Below are 20,777 nucleotides of genomic sequence, written 5' to 3'. Positions count from 1 at the left end.
GAGATGGTAAAGGCAGCCCCGCTCGGGCTTACGCTGATGAATCCTCCTCAAGGTCTTTTGGTTTTTATCCCTGTTGGAGCTTCCGGATAAAGATCTCTACCAGTTGACTGGCTGATCTTCCCTTTTTCCGAGCCCGCTCCAGCGATTCGTTGGCGGCATCGAGGGCGGCTTCCGTTTTGCCGTTCTGCTTCAGGATCACGGCGTAGGTGTAGTAGGATTCGTAGCTATCGGCCAGTTCGGCGGCCTTTTTGGCAAAATCTTCCGCTTCGGACATCGCCTTGTCATCCTGACTGAAAGAATTGGCAATGATCGTAGCGATCGTGCCGTGCGCATCTGCATCATCCCTGGCAACTTTCTTCAGGTAATCCTTGGCCGCTTTGACATAGGTTTTGGAATCCCGGCGTTTCAGCGCGTATTCCATTTCCGACTTGTAGGTAAAGGCATCCCCCAGATTGGGTGCGTGTTTGCTCGCCAGTTTCTGGGCTTCCTCCACCAGATCGGGTACGTCAAACTCGATCGCTTTATCGACGGTATTTTTACAGGCATTGATGATCCGGGCTTCTACGTCGCTTTTTCCGAAAATGCTTTCGATGCGATCCCGGTGCTCGATCAGGGTTTCGAATATTTTGGAATCGGCTTCCACCGTTCCTTCAAAAATGATCTTCAGGTTTTCTTCTTTGGTCAGATCGGGATCGGTGCGCAGAAAATCGTTGGTGATCTTCAGGCTGCTTTTACCTACTTTGTTCAGAGCTTTTACGTAATTATAAACCAGGGCCGGACTGCGATCCCCCTTTTCGTAATCACCCGCGTACAGATCGCTGCGGTCTACTTTTTTCAGCGCGTTTTGTCCCTGTTCGATAAACTGATCTACCTGCTGGGCGCCCCGGATATTCTGAACGACTTCGCCCGTAAAATCGATGTAATACAGGGTCGGGAAAGCACTGACCGGATATTTCTGACGGAATTTGATCCCGTGGTCATCTTTCTCCATGTCCCATTTCAGACAAACAAAGTTCTTATTGTAAAATTCGCCAACCCGCTCGTTGGGAAATACGTTGGCCGACATGCGTTTGCAGGGGCCACACCAGGAGGCGTAGGCGTCCACGAAGATCAGTTTATCCTCCGCTTCCGCTTTCGCAATGGCTTCTTCCCAACTTCCTTTAAAAAATTCGATACCCTGGGCCAGGCTCTGGCCGGCAAACAACACGAGTAGGCTGAACAATAGTCCGTATTTCATCTTATTTTACTTTTTTTACAAAAATAAAGGAATCTCATCAACTTGAACGGCAATAAGAAAGTCAAAATCCCACAAGTAGCATCGAAGTCGGGGGGAATCCTCGTAATTTAGTGGGCACCAGAAGCTGCCGGTATCAGTTGGCTGACTGAAAAGTAAGTATGTTTTGCACCCGATAGGGCTCGCGAACGGCATTTTGGACCTCAAGCTGAAAAGCTCCGTAATTTAATAAATATCAAATGTATTTTAATGCATGGAGGCGGAAAACATTGACATTCAGATCTTAGACACGCCACTATCGATCCAGACCTGCGTCGATTTTGTCAGCGATGACGGCACCGGTGGTCTGGTCACCTTTATCGGTACGGTCCGGAATCAGACCCAGGGGCGGGCGGTAGTCCGGCTGGAGTTTGAGGCCTATGTGCCCATGGCGATCTCCGAAATGCGTAAGATCGCCCGGGCGGCGGCCGAAAAATGGCCGGTACGCCGTATCTCCATCCACCATCGGGTAGGAAGTCTGGAAGTAGGTGGTATCGCCGTGGTGATCGCGGTCTCCACACCCCACCGGAAAGCGGCATTTGCGGCCTGCGAGTACGCCATCGACACGCTAAAAGAAACGGTTCCGATCTGGAAGAAAGAAATTTTCGAAGATGGCGAAGTTTGGGTCGCTGCACATCCCTGAATCTCGGATTTTAGGTGTAAATTGGAGCAGGTGATACTTTGCGCTCCCGGGACCGGCCAGCCGGTAAAAAACTACCGGAAATCAGATCCGTCAAACATACGGGCCGGCGGGCACTGGGGCTACCGAAGTACCCTTGTACCCAACGTCAACTAAGCGCTTTTCCAGAGACCATTGGCAGATCAAGCGATGGTTTTTGGATAGACTCTAAATGTACCCCGTATGAAATTATTCCGCTTTCTTGCCTATTCTCTGGCTTTCTTCATTGGCGCCGTCTTCGCTTTTCGTGGCACCAATAGTTTTCCCGGCAATCCAGCCAAACAATATAAGCCCAGCTATGCCGTAAAAACGGTCAATACCGTCAGTGATGCCAAGGCGGCAGCACCGGCTATGAGTAATCTGGCACAGCAGGGAAAGAATCTGTTTATTGCCAACTGTGCCGCCTGCCACAACAAAAACATGAAGGATAAACTCATCGGTCCCGCACTGGGCGGTGTGGAGGCGCGATGGTCTGATTATCCAAAGGAAGACCTCTATAACTGGATCCGTAATTCCCAGGCGATGGTCAGTGCAGAGCACCCCCGGGCGGTAGCCGTCTGGGAGGAATCCGACCGTCTGATTATGACCTCCTTTGCCAGTCTGAGCGATGAGGATATCGATGCAATGCTGGCTTATGTAAACGCCGTTTACCAGCCTTAAGTGGATCAATTTTCGATGTTGCGAATCACCTGCGCCACGCTGATCGGCATGGGACTGAGCTTTCTGTGCCTAAATGCCCGGAAAGTGTCGACCCAAATGGCTACTACGGCCTATAGAGAATGCCCTGGTGGAGTGTAGGAGTAATCGCAGTTTCGTGTTTTTCGGGCGAAGCTGATCGAACTGCTTATATTTGCGCTCATTCGACCGGAAACCGGTCAACGGACTACTAAAATAAGGGCATGCTTAGCATTATTTCTTACAACATCAACGGTATTCGCGCCGGTATCAATAAAGGACTGATCGACTGGTTGAAAGCCGGTGATTACGACATTGTATGTTTTCAGGAAACGAAGGCCAATCCGGATCAGGTCGATCTGGGCGTTTTCGAAGAACTGGGATATCACCACCATTGGTGTTCGGCTGAAAAAAAGGGATATAGCGGAGTGCTGACCCTTTCGAAAAAAGCGCCGGATCAGGTGATCACCGGCTGCGGTATGGATGCCTACGATCTGGAAGGCCGGATACTGCGTACGGATTTTGGCGACTGGACCCTGCTCAACTGCTATTTTCCTTCCGGTACTTCGGGGGATCTGCGGCAGAATTTTAAAATGCAGTTCCTGGATGACTTCTTTCAGTATGTGGAAACCTTAAAAAAGGAGCGTTCCCAACTGATCATTGTCGGCGATTACAATATTGCCCACACTGAGATCGACATCCACGATCCGGTGCGGAATAAAAAAAGTTCAGGATTTTTACCGGAAGAAAGAGCCTGGATGACCAAATGGTTTGATAGTGGATTTGTGGATAGTTTTCGTTATCTTAATCCTGAAAAGGTGGAATATAGCTGGTGGAGCTACCGGGCCAACGCCAGAGCCAACAACAAGGGCTGGCGGATCGATTACGAGTCGGTTACCGATAACCTGAAAGAAAAGCTGCTCGAAGCTTACCACCTCAATGAAGCCAAACACTCCGATCATTGCCCGGTGTACCTCCGGCTGGACCTTTAGGTTGCAGAAATCTTGCTGTACGCAAACTTTAAGGGACATTCGGTAAGCCCAATGATCGGTGACATTTATCTAGTATCCGATCAAACTGAAAAAATCACCTCATCAATATGAGCACCCCCCGGTCCCTACGTTTTGCATTGATCCTCCCCGCCATCGGGGTGGTCCTGATCTGTTGCTTACTGGTTTCCGGCACCTCGGTGGATCCATTTAGTCTGGCCGAACCGGGAATTACCCGCTTGGATACCGTCATCGGAAATAGCGGACCGGTTTACGGGAAAAAGCAGAAAGGCATGCACTTTTTCGGTCGGCGGGGCGTGGATGATGTGCATTTGGAAGAACTAAAACGGAACCATATCGAATGGCTGACCTTTGTTCCCTACGGCTGGCAGGCCGATTACGATAGTGATCAGGTCGGCCGACGCGGTCAGGATTACAAGACCTGGAGTCGTCGCGATTCGTCCTTTGCCGAGCAGATCCGCTGGGTAAAAGCCAATGATTTCCGGATCATGATCAAACCCCATATCTGGATGGGCGATAATGAATCGGGCAAATGGCGTTCGGAGATCGATCCGCGGGGAGGAGAGGCCGGCTGGGCAAAGTGGGCTGCGAGCTACCGGGATTTCATTTTGCATTACGCCAGCATGTCGGAGCAATTGGGCGCAGAGATGTTTTGCATCGGCACTGAGTTGCACCGCCCGATCAAAGAGCATCCCGAATTCTGGAAACAGCTGATCGCTGAGGTACGGCAAGTCTATTCGGGAAAGATCACCTACGCGGCCAATTGGTACAAAGAAGTAAACGATGTCTCATTCTGGGAAGATCTGGATTTTATCGGCATTCAGGCTTACTATCCACTCTGCAAGCAGACCAATCCGCCTTTGAAAAACCTACTGAAAGGCTGGAAACCCTATCTCAATCAATTGGAAAAACTGCACAAACGGTACGACAAACCCATCTTATTTACGGAAATCGGTTACAAAAGCACCCCGGACGCCGCTATCGAGCCCTGGGAGTGGGTGGATCGCATCCATCCGAAGCACCGCACCCTTTCCCTGGAGACCCAGGCGAATTGCTACGAAGCCTTTTTCCGGACTTTCTGGCACCAGAAATGGTTTGCCGGTGCTCACTTCTGGCAATGGCGCACCGGAGGCCGCCGGCACGACAGTCAGCGGGAAAATTTTGATTTTACGCCGCAAAATAAACCGGCCGAACAAACCCTCAGCCGGTGGTTTTCCCGCTAAGCGGTGCCGGATATCGGAAGCGAAAATATCAGCTTTATACGCTGCAAGGTGTAACTTATACCCGGTTTCGGAGTTATGTATTTAAGTATAATCCCGAATTCCACCCCAGACTTTTGTAAATTCGCATATGCATCTACAGTGTCCTAAGCCAATTAATTTGAGTGATGTTGCTGATTAAAGCCATCGCTTTCAATGAATTACTTAAGACTAACAACCACGATATTCTTTTCAAAATGAAAAGCACGATCACGCTATTTCTGTTACTATTCAGTGTAGGATTATTAGCTCAGAATAAGATTGAGGATCTCCAGAAGCAACTGAGCGAGGCGAGTAGTACGGATGAAAAAATGGTATTGAATTACCAGCTGGCCGAAGCTATCCTTGCAACCGGGGATTCCCGTCGGGCTAAGGATGCCAAGGAATACGGACGTACGGCTTACCAGTTGGCCAGTGAGCAGAACAATCTGCGCATGAAAGTTCAAACCGCCTACATCACCGCCCAGTCCTACGAAAAACTCCGGGATAATCGCAACGCCGAGATCTGGTATCGCAATACCACCCAGGCAGCCATGAAAGCCCGGGATTCCGACCTCATCATTCGAAGTGTGGAGAAACGAAGCCGCATCGCTACCCGTGATAACAACTACCGGCGAGCTTACAGCATTGTGGATGAAGCCTTCGAATATTTCAGTGAAAACGGTACGAGTATCAGTGAACTGGAAGCGGAAAAGGAAAAACTGGCCCGTCAGATCAACCAGGAAAAACGCGAACTGGAAAAAGAGAAAGACCGCCTCGATTTCACCGTGAAAAACCTGCGTACGGAGCGCGAGCAACTGAGTCAGGAGAAGAACACCCTGGAACGGAAGCAGTCCGAATTGCTGCAACGCAACCAGGTGGCGGAGGAGCAGATCTCCGCGAAAGAAAGTGAGATCTCTGCGAAAGAGGAAGAACTGGCTTCCATCTCCAAAGAAAAGGAACAGGCGGAACGCAAGGCCCGCGAACGGGAAGAGGAAGTGAACGCGCTGAGTGAAGAAGCCGCCAAACAGCAACTGATCATTAAGGAAAAAGAGAATGAGCTGATGGAGACCGAAAACCTGGCCCTGCAGCAAAAGAACCTGCTGTACCTGGCTATCGGTGCTGCTGGTATTATCCTTCTGCTGGCGTTGTTGTTCTACAGTCGGTACCGGTCAAAGCGGAAAGCTAACCGGGCCCTGGAAGACAAAAATAAACTCATTCAACAGGAACGGGAACGTTCCGAAGAACTACTGCTGAATATTCTTCCCGCACCGATCGCCACCGAACTGAAGGAAAAGGGTAAAGCCAAGGCCCAGAAGTTCGACGAGGTGACGGTCCTGTTCTCCGACTTTATCAACTTCACCAATATCGCGGAGCAGATGGAACCGGAAGAACTGGTGGAGGAACTGGATAAATGTTTCAAGGCATTTGACTTCATTATCAGTCAGTACCCCGAGATCGAGAAGATCAAAACGATCGGGGATGCCTACATGTGTGCCAGTGGTCTGAACGCTCACCGTTCGCTGCCCAACACGATCGTCAAGGCCGCGCTGGAGATGCAGCAATTCCTGGACGAACAGCGGTCCGAACGCTCGCGGATCGGTAAGCCTTACTTTGAGGCCCGGATCGGGATCCATACCGGATCGGTAGTAGCCGGAGTGGTCGGGGTGAAAAAATTTGCCTACGACATCTGGGGCGATACCGTGAATACTGCCTCCCGGGTAGAATCCAACGGCGAAGCCGGCCGGGTGAATATTTCCGAAACGACCTACCGCCTGGTGAAATACAAGTTCGAATGCGAATACCGCGGTAAGGTAGAAGCCAAAAATAAAGGCCTGATCGATATGTACTTTGTGAATAAAGAGATCGTTCGGGTGGCGGCGCCGGTAATGGCTTAAATCCTTTAAAAATACCCTGCTGCTAAGGAAACGGTGATGAATGATCAATGGTTATTCATCACCGTTCATTTTTTGACCCATCATTTCTGTTTTCTGGGAAACTTTATATAAAAAGGAGTGTTTTAAAAACTTGGAACACGATTTGTTTTATAAATAAGCTGATGTGAGTTTTAAACTAACTTCTTCCTTCAAACCAACGGGTGATCAACCGCAGGCGATCGAACAACTGGTCAGTGGCATCAAACAGGGTGAAAGTGCCCAGGTTCTGCTCGGGGTAACCGGATCGGGAAAGACCTTTACTGTTGCCAATACCATCGCCCAGCTCAATCGCCCGACTTTGGTTTTAACTCACAATAAAACCCTCACGGCCCAGCTCTACGGAGAGTTTCGGGAATTCTTTCCGGATAATGCCGTGGAATATTTTGTTTCCTACTACGATTATTATCAGCCCGAAGCGTACATCAGCGTGACGGACACCTATATCGAAAAAGATCTTTCTATCAACGAAGAGGTGGATAAACTGCGTCTGCGCGCAACCTCTTCCCTACTGTCCGGACGCCGGGATGTGATCATTGTGGCTTCCGTTTCCTGTATCTACGGTATGGGAAATCCGGAGGATTATAAATCCAGCATTATCCGGATCAAAAAAGGCGATATCATCTCCCTCCGAAGTTTTCTCTGGAACCTGACCGAAAGTTTGTATTCCCGCGATGATATCGGTTTTAAGCGAGCCTCATTCCGCGTGCGTGGTGATACGGTAGACATCAACCTGCCGTACGTCGATTACGGCTACCGGGTCACTTTCTACGGCGATGAGATCGAAGAGATCGAACGCCTGGAAACGGAAACCGGCAAGCGGATCGAAACGATGCAAAATGCGGCCATTTTTCCGGCGAATCTGTACGTGGCGCCGCGCGAGCGACTGAATTCCATTATCAAGGAGATCGAAGATGAACTCTTCGAACAGGAGAAGTACTTCGAACGGGAAGCCCGCCTGCTGGAAGCCCGCCGGATCCGGGAACGCACCAATTTCGACCTGGAGATGATGCGGGAACTCGGGTATTGCAATGGTGTGGAGAACTATTCCCGATTCTTTGACGGACGACAGCCGGGCACGCGGCCCTTTTGTCTGCTGGATTATTTCCCGGACGATTACCTCATGGTCATTGATGAAAGTCACGTGACGATTCCGCAGGTACGCGGTATGTACGGGGGCGACCGGGCGCGTAAGCTTAATCTGGTCAGCTACGGATTTCGACTGCCGTCGGCAATGGATAACCGACCTTTGAATTTCACCGAATTCGAAGGGCTGACGAATCAGGTGGTATACGTGAGCGCCACACCCGGTGAATATGAACTCGAACAAACTGGCGGTCTCATAGTCGAACAGTTGATCCGACCGACCGGTCTGCTGGATCCACCGATCGATGTTCGGCCGAGTCTCAATCAGATCGATGACCTGATGGAAGAGATCGATGAGCGTATCCGCCGCAAAGAAAGAGTGCTTATCACTACGCTTACCAAGCGGATGGCGGAAGAGCTGACCAAATACCTGACCAAACTCAGCATCAAGGTGCGTTACATTCACTCGGAAGTGGATACCATGGAACGGGTGGAGATCATTCGCGATCTTCGACTGGGAGAATTTGATGTGCTGGTCGGGGTTAACCTGCTGCGGGAAGGACTGGATTTACCGGAGGTCTCTCTGGTGGCCATTCTGGACGCCGATAAGGAAGGTTTCCTGCGGAACGACCGCTCCCTGACCCAGACGGCAGGCCGGGCGGCACGGAACGCCAACGGACTGGTTATCTTCTACGCGGATAAGGTCACGGATTCTATGCAACAGACGATTGATGAGACCAATCGTCGCCGGGCCATTCAGATGGCTTACAATGAGGAGCACGGGATCACGCCAAGGACCGTCAGCAAAACCCGTGAGGAAATTCTCAATCAGAAGTCCATCCTGGATATTCGGGGTAAAAACAATCAGGCATACATCGAGCCGGAGCAGCCGAGCATTGCGGCCGATCCGATCGTCGGCTACCTCACCCGTGATCAGATCGAGCGGATGATGAAAGAGACCGAGGATAAGATGAAAAAAGCCGCCAAAGAACTGGACTTCATTTCGGCCGCCCAGTACCGGGATGAACTGTTCGCCCTGAAGAAGCGATTTAAGGAAGCAGTATAGTTTTTATCGAGCTGTTTTTCGATTAGTTCTAGAGCTAATACTCCTCGATCATGACCGTGTAGGCGTCAATCCATTCGGAGAGTTTCATATTTACCTTTTCTACGGCCATCTGTATATCTTCCAGGTCCGGAGCGGTATAGGTAACGATGAGTTCATCAATTTCTTCCCCTTTATAAAAAAGGATATTGTTTTTGGCAATAATGAGATCATAATCGTTGGCAAGCGCCACGGCATCGACCGTTTCCTGTATTCTGGATTCGATCAACTCCAGCACCTCGTGCCGGAACAGCGGGATGGAATCAACCAGGATCCGCTCAAAAAGCAGGATCTGTTCCTGGCCGTCGAGAATATCATTTGCCAGGGCGTTCTGTTGGGTAGGCGTACCGTTCTTTTTGTCGTACTCGTCGTATTTTTCCTGTAGCTTATTCAGCCAGGTCTCCACCATGGTTTTTAAACTGGTACTCTTCTGGTTGAGCATCTGGTCCAGTTTGACCGCCCGGTTCCAACCGTCAATGGTGGCGTCGATATCCACTACCCCGATCTTTTGCTGGGCGAAAGAAACGTTAGCGAAAAAGCAGGATATGGCCAGTAGTGTAATGATGTGTTTCATAATTTGCGTATTGGGATAAAATTGCCGTGTTTGTATTTCTCTTTTACTCGAAAACGGGGAAAATGTTATGAAAAGTGAATGGTTTTTAAAAAAGAAGATATGGAAGAACGGGTAAAGGATTTACCGGCGTTGCGGGATAAAATGTCCGGTCAATTGGCCGCGCTCGGTCTGACTGCCGGAAGTTTTTACCTCTTCCTGCGCGCCTTTAAAGTCGAGCGTATACTGGAGGTTTGGATACAAGCCATTGGTGATGAGCTGTGGCAACATCTGAGCAGTTATCCTTTTTGCGAAACCAGTGGCCAACCGGGACCAAAACGGCAGGAAGGAGACCGGCAGATCCCGGAAGGACTATACCATATCGATCGGTTTAACCCCCGCAGCAAATTCCATCTTTCTCTGGGACTGAACTACCCCAATCCATCGGATCTTACACTGGGCCATCCCGAACAGCCCGGTTGCGATATCTTCATCCACGGCGGGTGCAAAACGGTAGGATGTATTGCCATTACGGATGCGGGCATAGAAGAGATCTATCTGCTCGCAAGTTGGGCACAGACCAATGGGCAAAAAAAAATTCCGGTCCACATTTACCCCTTTCGGTTTCTTTCCGAAAACTGGAATAAATACGGACCGGAATACCCCCGGCATCATAAATTGTGGACGCAGCTGGAGACCATCGATCAAGTCTTTGAGGCTTCCTGGCAGTTGCCGGCTTTTGAAATAAGCGATGCGGGGGATTATCGTATTAAACGAATTTGATAATTTCAGGATGGAGACTACTACCAGCCGTCGCCGTCCAGCATATCACCGAGACCACCGAGGATACTGCCTTCTCCTTTGCTCTTACCACCGTATCGACGGGATGCGGCCATCATACGATCGGCCAGTCGGCTAAACGGCAGGGTCTGGATCCAGACTTTCCCGGGGCCTTCCAGGCGGGCGTAGAACAAACCTTCACCACCGAAGATCATATTCCGGACGCCTTTCACCATTTCGATATCGTAATTGACGTAGCGGGTGAAGCCGACCAGACAACCGGTATCGACGCGCATGACTTCGCCGATCTGGAGTTCGCGTTCCACCACGTGGCCGCCGGCGTGCACGAAAGCGAGGCCGTCGCCTTCCAGTTTCTGCATGATAAAGCCTTCACCGCCGAAGAAACCGCGGCCTAATTTCTGACTGAATTCAATACCTACACTAACGCCTTTGGCGGCGCAGAGAAAGGCATCTTTCTGGCAGATGATCTTGCCTTCCAGCGCGCTCAGGTCCAGTGGAATGATCTTGCCGGGATAGGGCGAAGCGAAGGAGACTTTGCGTTTGCCGGAACCGGCGTGGGTAAAGGCGGTCATGAAAAGACTCTCACCGGTAAGGAGGCGTTTTCCGGCGCTCATGACTTTCCCCCAAAGGCCTTTATTCTCTTCCTGATGGCTACCGTCGCCGAAAATGGTCGACAGCTCGATATCGGGATCCATCATCATAAAGCTGCCGCTTTCGGCAATAACGGTTTCGTAGGGGTCCAACTCGATCTCGACAAATTGCATTTCTTCGCCGAAGATCTCATAATCGATTTCGTGTGAGTTCATTTTTAGGATTGGTTTTGATAATACTATTTCCAGGTTGCACCTGTAATGGAACAAGAATATACCTTTGGGAAGATAAGGAATGAAAAAGATTATACCTAAAGCCGTTTACGGTCGATTGTTTACCACTTATCATCGACTGCAATGTGTTGGTGATCGGCAAATAGGAGAAAAGCGGCGCTAATTTTCCCCGATCAATTCATTGACCGTGGGCCAGATGTATTCGCTTTCGAAGCCGCGTCGCTGCGCGTAGGCCGCCAGTTTTTGTTTCCGTTCGAAATCGTTCTTCCCTTTCACCTGGGGGAGTTTCCGCTCCAGAAACTGATAAAGCTCCTGCTGGTAATCTTCTTCGGGGATCTCTTCCAGGGCTTTGCGGATCAGGTAATCGGAGATTCTGCGGCTTTTCAGTTCCCGGGTGATCTTGATCCGGCCCCAGCATTTAAAGCGGAATTTGCCGCGCGCGTAGGAGCGGGCGAAGCGTTCTTCGTTCAGGAAGTTCTCCTCGATCAGTTCCACAATGATCTCTTCGAGGTCATCGCCGTAGATACCCAGTTCGATCAGTTTGGAGCGCACTTCCTGGTGGCAACGATCCTGGTAGGCACAGTACTTTTGGAGCTTTTGCAAGCCCTGTTGTTTCGTCAGGTATTTTCTCGATTTATTCTCCCCCATATTCAATGTTACGAAAACTTACACTCACCGTCCAGAAATCACCCCATTTTTGTAATATTTCAATCTATGGAGCGCGGTACTGAACTTTTTAAAGCCATTATCATTGTATGCAGTAGATCACCCAATTAAATTTTTAAATATAGCTTATGAATTTAGACGGTATCCTGGAAAGAATACAGGAATTTATTGCCCTTTATGCCCTTGATGTAGTTGGCGCCATCCTCACCTTAATTATCGGCTTTTGGCTGATATCCCGGCTTAGTAAACTGGTAGACAAAGCGATGGAAAAACGCGGCATCGATGTATCGCTGCGTGGTTTTCTGACCTCCATCGTTAGTATAGGTATGAAGATACTCCTACTGCTGAGTGTGGCCAGTATGTTTGGCATTGAAGTAACTTCGTTTGTCGCCATCTTTAGTGCACTGGCCTTTGCTATCGGTCTGGCGTTGCAGGGGAACCTGGCCAACTTCGCCAGTGGGGTGCTCATCCTGGTGTTCAAATTTTACAAGATCGGTGATTTTATCAAAACCCAGGGCCACGCCGGTACGGTGCGGGAGATCCAGATCTTTCACACGGTATTGCAGGCGCTGGATAATCGCCTGATCATCATTCCCAACGGAGGGATCACCAGTAACCCGATCGAGAACTTTACCGTACTGGGCATGCGCCGGCACGATATTTCCGTAGGGATCGGATACGATGATGATATTGACCAGGCCAAGGCCGCCATCGACAAAGTATTGAAAGAGACTCCTAACGTGGATCTGGAATCCGGATACGATATTTTTGTAAACGAATTAGGCGACAGCTCGGTGAATTTTGCCGTGCGCTTTATGGCTAAGAATGAAGATTTCTGGCCGGCCTACCGCTACTTTATGGAACACATCAAAAAAGAATTCGATGCCCAGGGTATCGGTATTCCGTATCCGCAAATGGATGTGCATCTGCACCGGGAAGCGGAAGAAAATGCCGAATCCTAGGTTCAAATAATTATGCGAACGCTACCGTCGTAGCGATTTGATATTGGCCACAAGAGATGTATTTCTGCCTTATTTTAACTTTGGTGGAACTTCACTTGTGGCCATTTTTATGCGCCTTGTAAACTGTTTTTAGAGTTTCCCCATTTTTATGCCTCATTATTAGTGTCTTCGGTTATTTTTGTTCGTCGCTATATATGAAGAAAAACAACTGATTATAACACCTTAATTATTTGAGCTCTAAAAATAATCTCCATTATGGAAATTTTTGACTTGGAAGTACTGAGAAGAAATTTAACAGAATGGGCCCCCACAGTAGTTGGCGCTATTCTCACGCTGATCATCGGTTTCTGGCTGATCGGCTGGATTACCGGTCTGGTAAAAAAAGCACTGAAGCGCAGTCAGATCGATCAAACCATCCGTCCTTTCCTTTCCTCTCTGGTAAGCGTGGGACTCAAAGTCCTCTTGCTGATCACCGTAGCCGGCATGTTTGGCATCGAGACGACCTCGATCATTGCCATGTTCGGCGCGTTGGCCTTTGCCGTAGGTCTGGCGCTACAGGGTAGCCTCGGGCATTTCGCCAGCGGCGTACTGATCCTGGTCTTTAAACCCTACAAAGTAGGCGATCTGGTCAAGATTGGAGGCGGAGAAACGGGTAGCGTAGAAGAGATCCAGGTCTTTCACACCATCCTGAAAACCCTGGACAACAAAAAGATCATCATTCCCAACGGCGTCGTAACGGACAACGTGATCACCAATATTTCCGGCCAGGGCATCATCGGCGTGGAACTCACCTTCGGTATCGGCTACGGAGACGACATCGACAAGGCCCGGGACATCATCCTGCGCGTGGGCAAAGAATGCCCCACCATCCTGGATGAACCCGCACAAGCGGTCGTCGTTGCCGAACTGGCCGACAGCTCCGTCAACCTGGCTACCCGCCCGTTCTGCGACAGCAGCGACTACTGGGCCACCTATTTCTATATGCAGGAAAACGTGAAGAAAGCTTTCGACGCAGAGGGCGTCAGTATTCCGTTCCCGCAGGTGGATGTACATATGGATCAATAAGGATCAGCAGATCCGGTGCAGGGTGTCTGTGGCAGACACCCTGCACTAATCCATTTTTTAGGGAACTTAGCTTGCTCGCTCTGTGTTTAATTCGTAAATTTGCGTCCGCAATCTATACGCAGGTCCCATAGCTCAGTTGGTTAGTAGCACCTGACTCATAATCAGGGGGTCCTTGGTTCGAGCCCAAGTGGGACCACTTTTTGTTCGATAACTTATTGAAAATCAAGGAGTTAAAAACTAAAAAATCCTTGCGTTGTCGTTTGAGTTGTCGGATTGTAAAGATAAGAAATTTTGGCATAGGCTGGATAATGGATGTCCAGCCTATTTTTAATTTAGGAAGTACTGGTAAAAATTATCATAATTTCCTTCTTACTTAGATTTAGCCTGCTGTGCTGGCCGCTTTCTAGACAGCATAAATTCATCATTTAACTTCAATAATAGGCTCTCATCTGACATTTTAATTATGCCCTTCATTTCGTTGCAAGTAGCATCGATATAATTACCTTAGTTAATCGAACGGCGTTCTTTTGTTGATAAGGTCTTTTTGAATTTACTGATTAAGGCTTAACTTGATCTGGTTATTAGCAGCCAAGCCTCCAAAAGTACGAACTCTAGGCGACTTGTCATTATCGGTTTCCAAATAATCCCATCCTCAAGCCATTATTTCAGTTGATCTTTTTACCTATAGTTGAATTTCAAATATATGAAGTCTATATTTAACAATATACATAATTCTGTAATGCATTTTTTTCGTGATTTACTCGATACAAGGTGCCAAAAAGCAAAGGAAAATGAATCATCGATAAAAAATCTAGAAAAGGCTGGATTAACGATTACTGTATTAGTATCTTTTGTAGGATCGGTAAGAGGGGTTCTAAGTGAAATAGTTGGCTTATCTACTAATTTTCTAGCAATAGGTTTAGCTATTTTGAGTATTTTTGGTTGCATCCATATAATATCTGCTACTAAAAAAACTGAGGTAGAAGGAGATCGCTTACTATGCCAGTATGCCTTTGGAAATGTTACGAGACAAATAGCAAAGTTGATCCTTTTATTGCTTTTAATCTTTTCTGTTCCATTTCATACTAAAAAGACATTAGAAAATTTCAATAAATTACCAATTAGTATTTATGGATATTTAGTGGATGTAAATTCAGGAGCTCCAATTCAAAATGCAACTTTGAAAATCAAATCAAACAATGGTGTTGACGTTACTAAATTTTCTTGGCCAAGTGACGTGGATGGTTTTTATATAATAGAATTAACGGAAAAAGTGACTCGTGATGCAAAATTACATGTCTTTTTAGAAGGTTGTGACGTTTCTATTTTAAGTTTAAATAAAGAGAATGAGTATACAAATCATGGAAATCGAACACATAATAACAAGAAGGAAGAAATTACTTTTTTGCATTCAATAAATTGTAAGTGAAATGAATTGGATTTCAATTATTACGCTAGTTAAAATCACAGCTACATTAATGTTATTCTGTATTTTAGATCCATTGCAAGGGCAAAATTTAATATTGGAAGGTGAAATAGAAACTAACGATATTGATAGTATAGAAATGAATATTCAATTTCAGTTTTCACCTACTGTTGAGAAATGCCTTTGCAACTATAATAAGGAAATAAAATATTTCATGTGCAATAAGTCAATCCCCCAAAACTCAAGATATGCTAGAGTAATTCTTCAGGCTGAAGGTTATTTTCCATTCATTAAAAATGTAATTATCCCTTCGGGGAATGGTCAAAATAATGCTACATCTTTAATCGAACTTGGTAATGTTAACCTTAAACAGAAAAGAGCTTTCGAGCTTGCTATTCTAAATGCCAGAACTATTGAACTAAGATCTTCTTCAGATTTCATTTTAGAAATTACTATTAAAAATAACTCAGACAATACAGTCCCTATATATGATTTAACTCTGAAAGCCGAACATCCAACTAAGGTACATGACTGTAGGGTGTTGAAGGAAAATAATCCTTGGGAGCTTTTGGTTATAGATTGGAATTTAATTAAGAATCCAGATAAATTAATTCAACAAAAATATGATATAGGAATGACAGAGATAAATGAGGAAGAAGTAAAAGTGTGGGCAGAATTTAGATTAGGATTTTGTGCTTCATCTCATCCTCATCAAATTTCGCTAGAAATTCCAGTGCAATATGATATTGGTCCAAATGCAATTAAACGAATACTTTATAAAGTCCAAGAAATCCCCCTAAAGAAAGAGCAATTATTAGGAGTACCTTCATCTTTACTATTTTGGGATCATCTGTTTGTTGGTGTCAATCTAAGCGAAAAAACTAAAGGAAGTGGTTTGTTTTCAGTTAAACATTAGCTTTTGTACTTATTCTTTTTCTATAGCTTTCACACATCTACAAGATGCAGTTATTGACTTTGGCTCGGAAACGTGACTAAAACTTCCATTTTTGTTCATAAGTAAGTACGTATAGGCACTTTTATCGTTTCTTTCAACTCCAGTCCAATACTCACCCCATTCCCCGACGCCTCTACTTGAACGATATTCCCCCTGTAAAGATGGGATAACTTGTCCTCCAAATTTTCCATTAAAATTACCTATCCCTCCTTCCTTCAACATCTCAAATGCTAATTTCCCATAATCTTGGTCGGTGTATCCAAATCTTTCAGCCATGCCCTCAACTTCTTGTTTGGTTGGCAACCTCCATCCCACCTCTATACAAGCTTGTTTTGCTGACTCCCACATGTACAAACGGCCATACTTTTTACAGTACTCTGGATCTAAATCATAGCACCAAGAATTATTTATTTCATAATTTAAGTTCTCTACCATCCAAAACATGCTATCAATAATTGCTACTTCGTATATCTGATTTCCTATTTTCTTTTTGCTGCTAGATAAAGCTTTGATATCTATATTTTTTTTCCTATTCTCTTCTTCTAAAGATTTCAAAAAACCTTTTTCTATAGCTTTTAATCTCTCTATTTTGGTTTTATACTTATCACTTGTCTGATTATTAGATAAGTATAAAAGTTTGACTGCTCTTTGAGCTTGTTCTAAATTAGCTCCCATTCTATGCAGCAAATATCCTACCCATTCATCCGCCTCATTCTCTTTATTTGTGTGACCTACTTTGTAGTCTAATGTATGCCCTAATAGATGATGCCCGATTTCATGCACTAAAACACCTATTGTAGACCACTCATTACCAGTTTGAATTAATAGGCTATCTACCCAATTTTGCGAGTAAATTACGAATCTCTCACCATTTTCTATATAAGCAAACGCATTTGAAACTGTTCCCCTGTAAATCTTAAAGTTTTGAGCTAACCCCACGTATTCTAATATCTCTTTTACTAGAATTTCAGTTGACCGACTTGCACGAAAAGCATAAACGTTATCAAACTCATGAATACCTCCATCAAAACTGCATACAAGTGAGTTCTCACTAATTTCTACTTCGAATGCTTGAGCATTAGTCGCAGAAATTGAAACTGTAATTAATAGTATAATGAAACTAAATTGAAAAATCTTAATAGTGAGCCCAAGGCTATTCTGCATGTTGATTCAATTTGTTCTATAAAATATGATGTGTTATTCTTTAACACACCTACAAGAAAATCCAGTTTTTTTATTTTCTATTCCCTCTAACAATAAACTATTATTACTACTTAAATAATAGCGATAAGCATAATTTTCATCATACTGAGTTGCAGTCCAAAAACCCGTAGATATGAAAACAGGGCGATGTCGCATAATTTCTGAATAGGTACTAGCTCTCCATCTGTATAATTTATACCCAGACATCTGAATTTCTAATCCAACCTTCCCTCCTTCTGTTAATCTTTTAAATGCATAAGTACTATAAGTGCTGGCACCTTCATTAAAATTATCATCCTTTGGAACTATTTTCTTGATCATGTCATTCCATTCTTTTAAAGTTGGTAGACGCCAACCAACTGAATCACATGCTTGATAGGCGGATTCATAAGTATAGAGTCGGCCATAAACATCACAATAAGAACTTTGGTTTGACGTACCATAGCACCAAGAATCAGGAATATTAAGGTTCAAATTTTTTGTCATCCACTTTAGGCCATTTAGATATACATAGTCGTAGTCTTTTAGGTCTCTATCATCACCATCGCTTTCATTAACTTTAGAATGTTCAACAGTATTCTGCTCTTCTTCATCTACAGGAAGAGATTGGAGTGATTTTCTTTTTAATAAATCCTCCTTTGCACTGTTAAAACCGGTATAAATTGCAGTAAGCCTTTTTTGCTTAGAGAGGAGTTCGCTCTCGCTAATATAGGTGGGATTGATAATAGAAAGTTGATTCTGTCTTAATCCAAGCTTATATAACATTTGTCCAGAAAAAAAATCTGCATTTATCTCAGATAATTTCTCGTTACACGATACGCATGATGTATCTAAGCTAACCAAATGACCAATTTGATGAGTAATCATCCAAACTTTGTTCCAGAAATCAGTCTTACTTAGGTCTTTAATACTAGCTAAAAAGTCCTTATCATATGCGATGATTTTTTGGCCATTTTTACTAATTGCGAGAATTCTATCTACATTATCTTCAACTAATAAAACATTTGCTAGAGAGTTTTCAATATCTATTATCGTATCTATTAAATTTCTCATTACTCTGTTTTGTATCTTCAAAAAAGTCACATTCTCTCTTTTAATAATTTTACAAGGCACATTTATTTCTGCATTGACTTCAATCTGATTTGATTGAGCATTACTAATAATTGAAATAATTAGGATTAATGAAACTAGGCCAGTTTTTTTCATTAGCGCCAAATGCAATATTAGACTATGAATCTTAAAATTTAAGACAGTAATATTTTTTGTCATGAAATTTTTTTTGAGTATTTTTTTATCATTTTATTCCGAGGAATAAGGTTGTACTTCTTTAACACACCGACATGAAAAAAAATTTGATTTAGAGTGGCCAATTATAGCAACATTTTTATAGTTTATTTGGAGATAACAGCTAAAAGTATTAGCTGTTCCTGGAACCTCTGTGGAGCTCCAGTAGTAAGCAGCAGCTCCAATATCGGTAAATTTACCCATTGTATATTTGCCTCCTAGTCGAGCTGCAAAACCATCTCCATCATCTTTTATAAGATGATCAAACTTAACTTTGGATTTCATTTCATTATCTATTAATTGACTTCCAACTAAGGTTTTTATCATCAACTCCCATTCTTCATTAGTTGGTAAGCGCCATCCAAGTGATTCACATACATTCTTTGCATCTTGCCAATTATACAACCTACTTCCAGGATACCTATCACAATCATCCTCATAACATTTTGAATTTGAAAACTTAAAGTCCAGATCTTGGGTCATCCATATTAATCCGTTAACTCTCATTATAGAATATAGTCTGTTTTCAATCATTGCTTGTTCGCCAATGATAGTTTTACCTTCTTCAACTAAACTGATAAATCTCTTATATCCTTCTAATACAGCTTGAAGTCTTTTGACTGATGGCCTTTTCACCTCAGAAAGCATTTCTGCTTCCTTCACAGAGGCTCCTAATCTTCCAAGTAGAAATCCAGACCAGCGATCAGCATCAAGCTCATGTTCAAAACTGATCTCATCAGCTTGAATCGTATGTCCTAATAAGTGATGCCCTAAGTGATGAACTAGTATACCTATAGTACTCCAATAAGAAGTTGAATTAGTGTTCAAGTTTTTAATCAACTTATCTGGAAAAATTATAAATCTTTGTCCGTTATTGACTCCTATTACAATATCTTCTATACTGGAGGAGTATAGTTGAAAGTTGGCAGGTAATCCTACTTGATTTAATATATCCTTAATAGTACGTTTAACTTGTTCGTTGGCATCAGATAAAGCTACTGATTCCTTTCTTTCGTTACTTGTTACACCACCCAAAATGCATTGAATAGACTTAGATAAATGTATAGCTCTATCCTGACTAAGAGTAATATTTGTGTAGAATAGAAAGATTAATGTCTTGCTTAAACAAAATAGCGTTCGAATAATCATGGCAAGCGATTATAGGATAAAGTGAGAACTAAATGATTTTTTTAACATTCTGTAAACCCGTTGGGGTTACAGAAACTAATATCGCTATTTGATTTTAAGTAAGTTACATTAAAAAATCATTAGTCGCTTTGAGTGCCGTTAGAAGAAAAGATTCTAAAACTACCAGTTCATGATCCAGCCTTACTGCTTTTCTCAGGGCATAGCTCTTCAAATATAGAGATTTTAAGCCAATCCTTTTCCATTTCCTGTAAAGAGTTTGTTAGTGATCAGGCATAATTTCTCCATATCTCAGAATTTTCTATTTTTGATAGATATCAATTTAACTACTGTTTCATGGCTGACTTTGCCACTAACATACCTGTCATTTGTTTGGAATCGGGAACTTTTAGAGCCTTGGTCAAGGAATTAGCCAAGGAACTTAAAGATGAAGTCGATCCATTTATTGATGAAAAGGAAGCGATGCGCTTACTAAGGATCACTTCCAAAACAACTTTTCAGAAGTATCGTGATTCCGGAGACATTGATTACCGAATTGTGAGTGGCAAAAAATACCTGTATCGCCGTAGGTCAGTTGTCGACTTCATTGAAAACAGCCCTAAAACAAAAGACTGATGGATGCAGATAAAGAACTATTGGAAGGCTTTAATGCTGGTTACATCATTGAGAAGTACCGCCCGGCCCTATCCAAACAATTGGTTGCAGCAGTGCAAGGTGTAGACCTTCCGTTTGTGGAAGGATTTGTTGCCGGGACTCAGGAATACACCAAGGAGCGCACTCAATCTAGAACTATTGCTAAGCTAAGGGAGACTTCTAAAGGAATTCCCCGACCTACTAAAAGTAAAGATCGGGATGAAAAGGATAAAGGGTTTGAGATTGATATTTAGGCTATTACAAA

At 44.6% G+C, this 20,777-nt stretch carries 20 protein-coding genes and 1 tRNA gene; 14 read left to right on the top strand and 7 right to left on the bottom strand.

Features of this window, described 5'->3' with window-relative positions; genetic code table 11:
- Positions 1 to 64: 64 nt before the first annotated feature.
- Positions 65 to 1,237, bottom strand: a complete 1,173-nt coding sequence (locus CRP01_RS22610; RefSeq protein WP_099152389.1) for a thioredoxin family protein — start codon at positions 1,235 to 1,237, stop codon at positions 65 to 67.
- A gap of 250 nt (positions 1,238 to 1,487) precedes the next feature.
- Between CRP01_RS22610 and CRP01_RS22605 the strand changes: the two genes are divergently transcribed.
- From CRP01_RS22605 to uvrB, 6 genes are all read left to right on the top strand, one after another.
- Positions 1,488 to 1,916 carry a molybdenum cofactor biosynthesis protein MoaE gene (locus CRP01_RS22605; RefSeq protein ID WP_099152388.1) on the top strand — a complete coding sequence of 143 codons (429 nt, stop codon included), beginning with the start codon at positions 1,488 to 1,490 and terminating at the stop codon, positions 1,914 to 1,916.
- Between the two features lie 219 nt (positions 1,917 to 2,135).
- Entirely contained in the window at positions 2,136 to 2,612 is a 477-nt protein-coding gene (locus CRP01_RS22600; protein WP_099152387.1) for a c-type cytochrome, read from the top strand.
- Between the two features lie 239 nt (positions 2,613 to 2,851).
- Positions 2,852 to 3,619, top strand: coding sequence for an exodeoxyribonuclease III (locus CRP01_RS22595; protein WP_099152386.1), 768 nt, complete (start codon positions 2,852 to 2,854; stop codon positions 3,617 to 3,619).
- A gap of 107 nt (positions 3,620 to 3,726) precedes the next feature.
- Positions 3,727 to 4,860: a glycoside hydrolase family 113 gene (locus CRP01_RS22590; protein ID WP_099152385.1), complete on the top strand. Its 1,134-nt coding sequence runs from the start codon at positions 3,727 to 3,729 to the stop codon at positions 4,858 to 4,860.
- A 164-nt stretch (positions 4,861 to 5,024) separates the two neighbouring features.
- Complete coding sequence (locus tag CRP01_RS22585; RefSeq protein ID WP_099152384.1) at positions 5,025 to 6,773, top strand: adenylate/guanylate cyclase domain-containing protein; 1,749 nt, start codon at positions 5,025 to 5,027, stop codon at positions 6,771 to 6,773.
- A 163-nt stretch (positions 6,774 to 6,936) separates the two neighbouring features.
- Positions 6,937 to 8,961: an excinuclease ABC subunit UvrB gene (gene uvrB, locus CRP01_RS22580; protein ID WP_099152383.1), complete on the top strand. Its 2,025-nt coding sequence runs from the start codon at positions 6,937 to 6,939 to the stop codon at positions 8,959 to 8,961.
- Positions 8,962 to 8,995: 34 nt separating this feature from the next.
- On the opposite strand, the gene CRP01_RS22575 is transcribed toward uvrB, so the two are convergent.
- Positions 8,996 to 9,571: an OmpH family outer membrane protein gene (locus CRP01_RS22575; protein ID WP_099152382.1), complete on the bottom strand. Its 576-nt coding sequence runs from the start codon at positions 9,569 to 9,571 to the stop codon at positions 8,996 to 8,998.
- 78 nt (positions 9,572 to 9,649) lie between these two features.
- Between CRP01_RS22575 and CRP01_RS22570 the strand changes: the two genes are divergently transcribed.
- Positions 9,650 to 10,330 (top strand): L,D-transpeptidase family protein, encoded by a 681-nt coding sequence (locus tag CRP01_RS22570; RefSeq protein WP_099152381.1) that lies wholly within the window; start codon positions 9,650 to 9,652, stop codon positions 10,328 to 10,330.
- A 20-nt stretch (positions 10,331 to 10,350) separates the two neighbouring features.
- Here the strand turns inward: CRP01_RS22570 and CRP01_RS22565 are convergent, their stop codons facing one another.
- Both CRP01_RS22565 and CRP01_RS22560 read right to left on the bottom strand, forming a co-directional pair.
- Positions 10,351 to 11,154, bottom strand: a complete 804-nt coding sequence (locus CRP01_RS22565) for a TIGR00266 family protein (protein ID WP_099152380.1) — start codon at positions 11,152 to 11,154, stop codon at positions 10,351 to 10,353.
- 177 nt (positions 11,155 to 11,331) lie between these two features.
- Positions 11,332 to 11,775: a regulatory protein RecX gene (locus tag CRP01_RS22560; RefSeq protein ID WP_233752736.1), complete on the bottom strand. Its 444-nt coding sequence runs from the start codon at positions 11,773 to 11,775 to the stop codon at positions 11,332 to 11,334.
- 191 nt (positions 11,776 to 11,966) lie between these two features.
- Between CRP01_RS22560 and CRP01_RS22555 the strand changes: the two genes are divergently transcribed.
- The 5 genes from CRP01_RS22555 to CRP01_RS22535 all read left to right on the top strand — a co-directional run bounded on the left by CRP01_RS22555 (position 11,967) and on the right by CRP01_RS22535 (position 16,207).
- Positions 11,967 to 12,800: a mechanosensitive ion channel family protein gene (locus tag CRP01_RS22555; protein WP_099152378.1), complete on the top strand. Its 834-nt coding sequence runs from the start codon at positions 11,967 to 11,969 to the stop codon at positions 12,798 to 12,800.
- Between the two features lie 255 nt (positions 12,801 to 13,055).
- Complete coding sequence (locus CRP01_RS22550) at positions 13,056 to 13,865, top strand: mechanosensitive ion channel family protein (protein WP_099152377.1); 810 nt, start codon at positions 13,056 to 13,058, stop codon at positions 13,863 to 13,865.
- A gap of 121 nt (positions 13,866 to 13,986) precedes the next feature.
- A tRNA-Ile gene (locus CRP01_RS22545) sits at positions 13,987 to 14,061 on the top strand.
- A 507-nt stretch (positions 14,062 to 14,568) separates the two neighbouring features.
- The gene (locus CRP01_RS22540; protein WP_099152376.1) at positions 14,569 to 15,294 is read left to right on the top strand and encodes a hypothetical protein; all 726 of its coding nucleotides are present in this window, start codon (positions 14,569 to 14,571) and stop codon (positions 15,292 to 15,294) included.
- A 1-nt stretch (position 15,295) separates the two neighbouring features.
- Entirely contained in the window at positions 15,296 to 16,207 is a 912-nt protein-coding gene (locus CRP01_RS22535) for a hypothetical protein (RefSeq protein WP_099152375.1), read from the top strand.
- A gap of 9 nt (positions 16,208 to 16,216) precedes the next feature.
- Here the strand turns inward: CRP01_RS22535 and CRP01_RS22530 are convergent, their stop codons facing one another.
- From CRP01_RS22530 to CRP01_RS22520, 3 genes are read right to left on the bottom strand one after another with little or no spacing between them, the layout of a single operon-like run.
- On the bottom strand, positions 16,217 to 17,410 hold the full coding sequence (locus tag CRP01_RS22530) for an FISUMP domain-containing protein (RefSeq protein WP_099152374.1): 1,194 nt from the start codon (positions 17,408 to 17,410) through the stop codon (positions 16,217 to 16,219).
- A 33-nt stretch (positions 17,411 to 17,443) separates the two neighbouring features.
- Positions 17,444 to 18,718: an FISUMP domain-containing protein gene (locus tag CRP01_RS22525; RefSeq protein ID WP_099152373.1), complete on the bottom strand. Its 1,275-nt coding sequence runs from the start codon at positions 18,716 to 18,718 to the stop codon at positions 17,444 to 17,446.
- Positions 18,719 to 18,748: 30 nt separating this feature from the next.
- Positions 18,749 to 19,882, bottom strand: a complete 1,134-nt coding sequence (locus CRP01_RS22520; protein ID WP_099152372.1) for an FISUMP domain-containing protein — start codon at positions 19,880 to 19,882, stop codon at positions 18,749 to 18,751.
- Between the two features lie 333 nt (positions 19,883 to 20,215).
- Between CRP01_RS22520 and CRP01_RS22515 the strand changes: the two genes are divergently transcribed.
- Both CRP01_RS22515 and CRP01_RS22510 read left to right on the top strand, forming a co-directional pair.
- Positions 20,216 to 20,494 (top strand): helix-turn-helix domain-containing protein, encoded by a 279-nt coding sequence (locus CRP01_RS22515; RefSeq protein ID WP_099152371.1) that lies wholly within the window; start codon positions 20,216 to 20,218, stop codon positions 20,492 to 20,494.
- Positions 20,494 to 20,766, top strand: coding sequence for a hypothetical protein (locus CRP01_RS22510; protein WP_099152370.1), 273 nt, complete (start codon positions 20,494 to 20,496; stop codon positions 20,764 to 20,766). Before CRP01_RS22515 ends, CRP01_RS22510 begins: the two co-directional genes overlap by 1 nt.
- Positions 20,767 to 20,777 lie beyond the last annotated feature (11 nt).

The organism is Flavilitoribacter nigricans DSM 23189 = NBRC 102662, from assembly GCF_002646595.1.
GTDB lineage: Bacteria > Bacteroidota > Bacteroidia > Chitinophagales > Saprospiraceae > Flavilitoribacter > Flavilitoribacter nigricans.
The sequence above is the reverse complement of the archived record's forward strand: the minus strand, read 5'-3'. Positions and strand labels throughout refer to the sequence as shown.

Excerpts from the sequence above, each read along its gene's own strand:
- CRP01_RS22595 (WP_099152386.1), top strand. The coding sequence starts at position 2,852 with ATGCTTAGCATTATTTCTTACAACATCAACGGTATTCGCGCCGGTATC.
- CRP01_RS22590 (WP_099152385.1), top strand. The coding sequence starts at position 3,727 with ATGAGCACCCCCCGGTCCCTACGTTTTGCATTGATCCTCCCCGCCATC.
- CRP01_RS22600 (WP_099152387.1), top strand. The coding sequence starts at position 2,136 with ATGAAATTATTCCGCTTTCTTGCCTATTCTCTGGCTTTCTTCATTGGC.
- CRP01_RS22530 (WP_099152374.1), bottom strand. The coding sequence starts at position 17,410 with ATGCAGAATAGCCTTGGGCTCACTATTAAGATTTTTCAATTTAGTTTC.
- CRP01_RS22585 (WP_099152384.1), top strand. The coding sequence starts at position 5,025 with ATGTTGCTGATTAAAGCCATCGCTTTCAATGAATTACTTAAGACTAAC.
- CRP01_RS22570 (WP_099152381.1), top strand. The coding sequence starts at position 9,650 with ATGGTTTTTAAAAAAGAAGATATGGAAGAACGGGTAAAGGATTTACCG.
- CRP01_RS22610 (WP_099152389.1), bottom strand. The coding sequence starts at position 1,237 with ATGAAATACGGACTATTGTTCAGCCTACTCGTGTTGTTTGCCGGCCAG.
- CRP01_RS22550 (WP_099152377.1), top strand. The coding sequence starts at position 13,056 with ATGGAAATTTTTGACTTGGAAGTACTGAGAAGAAATTTAACAGAATGG.
- CRP01_RS22605 (WP_099152388.1), top strand. The coding sequence starts at position 1,488 with ATGGAGGCGGAAAACATTGACATTCAGATCTTAGACACGCCACTATCG.
- CRP01_RS22575 (WP_099152382.1), bottom strand. The coding sequence starts at position 9,571 with ATGAAACACATCATTACACTACTGGCCATATCCTGCTTTTTCGCTAAC.
- CRP01_RS22510 (WP_099152370.1), top strand. The coding sequence starts at position 20,494 with ATGGATGCAGATAAAGAACTATTGGAAGGCTTTAATGCTGGTTACATC.
- CRP01_RS22535 (WP_099152375.1), top strand. The coding sequence starts at position 15,296 with ATGAATTGGATTTCAATTATTACGCTAGTTAAAATCACAGCTACATTA.
- CRP01_RS22555 (WP_099152378.1), top strand. The coding sequence starts at position 11,967 with ATGAATTTAGACGGTATCCTGGAAAGAATACAGGAATTTATTGCCCTT.
- CRP01_RS22565 (WP_099152380.1), bottom strand. The coding sequence starts at position 11,154 with ATGAACTCACACGAAATCGATTATGAGATCTTCGGCGAAGAAATGCAA.
- CRP01_RS22540 (WP_099152376.1), top strand. The coding sequence starts at position 14,569 with ATGAAGTCTATATTTAACAATATACATAATTCTGTAATGCATTTTTTT.
- CRP01_RS22520 (WP_099152372.1), bottom strand. The coding sequence starts at position 19,882 with ATGATTATTCGAACGCTATTTTGTTTAAGCAAGACATTAATCTTTCTA.
- CRP01_RS22515 (WP_099152371.1), top strand. The coding sequence starts at position 20,216 with ATGGCTGACTTTGCCACTAACATACCTGTCATTTGTTTGGAATCGGGA.
- CRP01_RS22525 (WP_099152373.1), bottom strand. The coding sequence starts at position 18,718 with ATGACAAAAAATATTACTGTCTTAAATTTTAAGATTCATAGTCTAATA.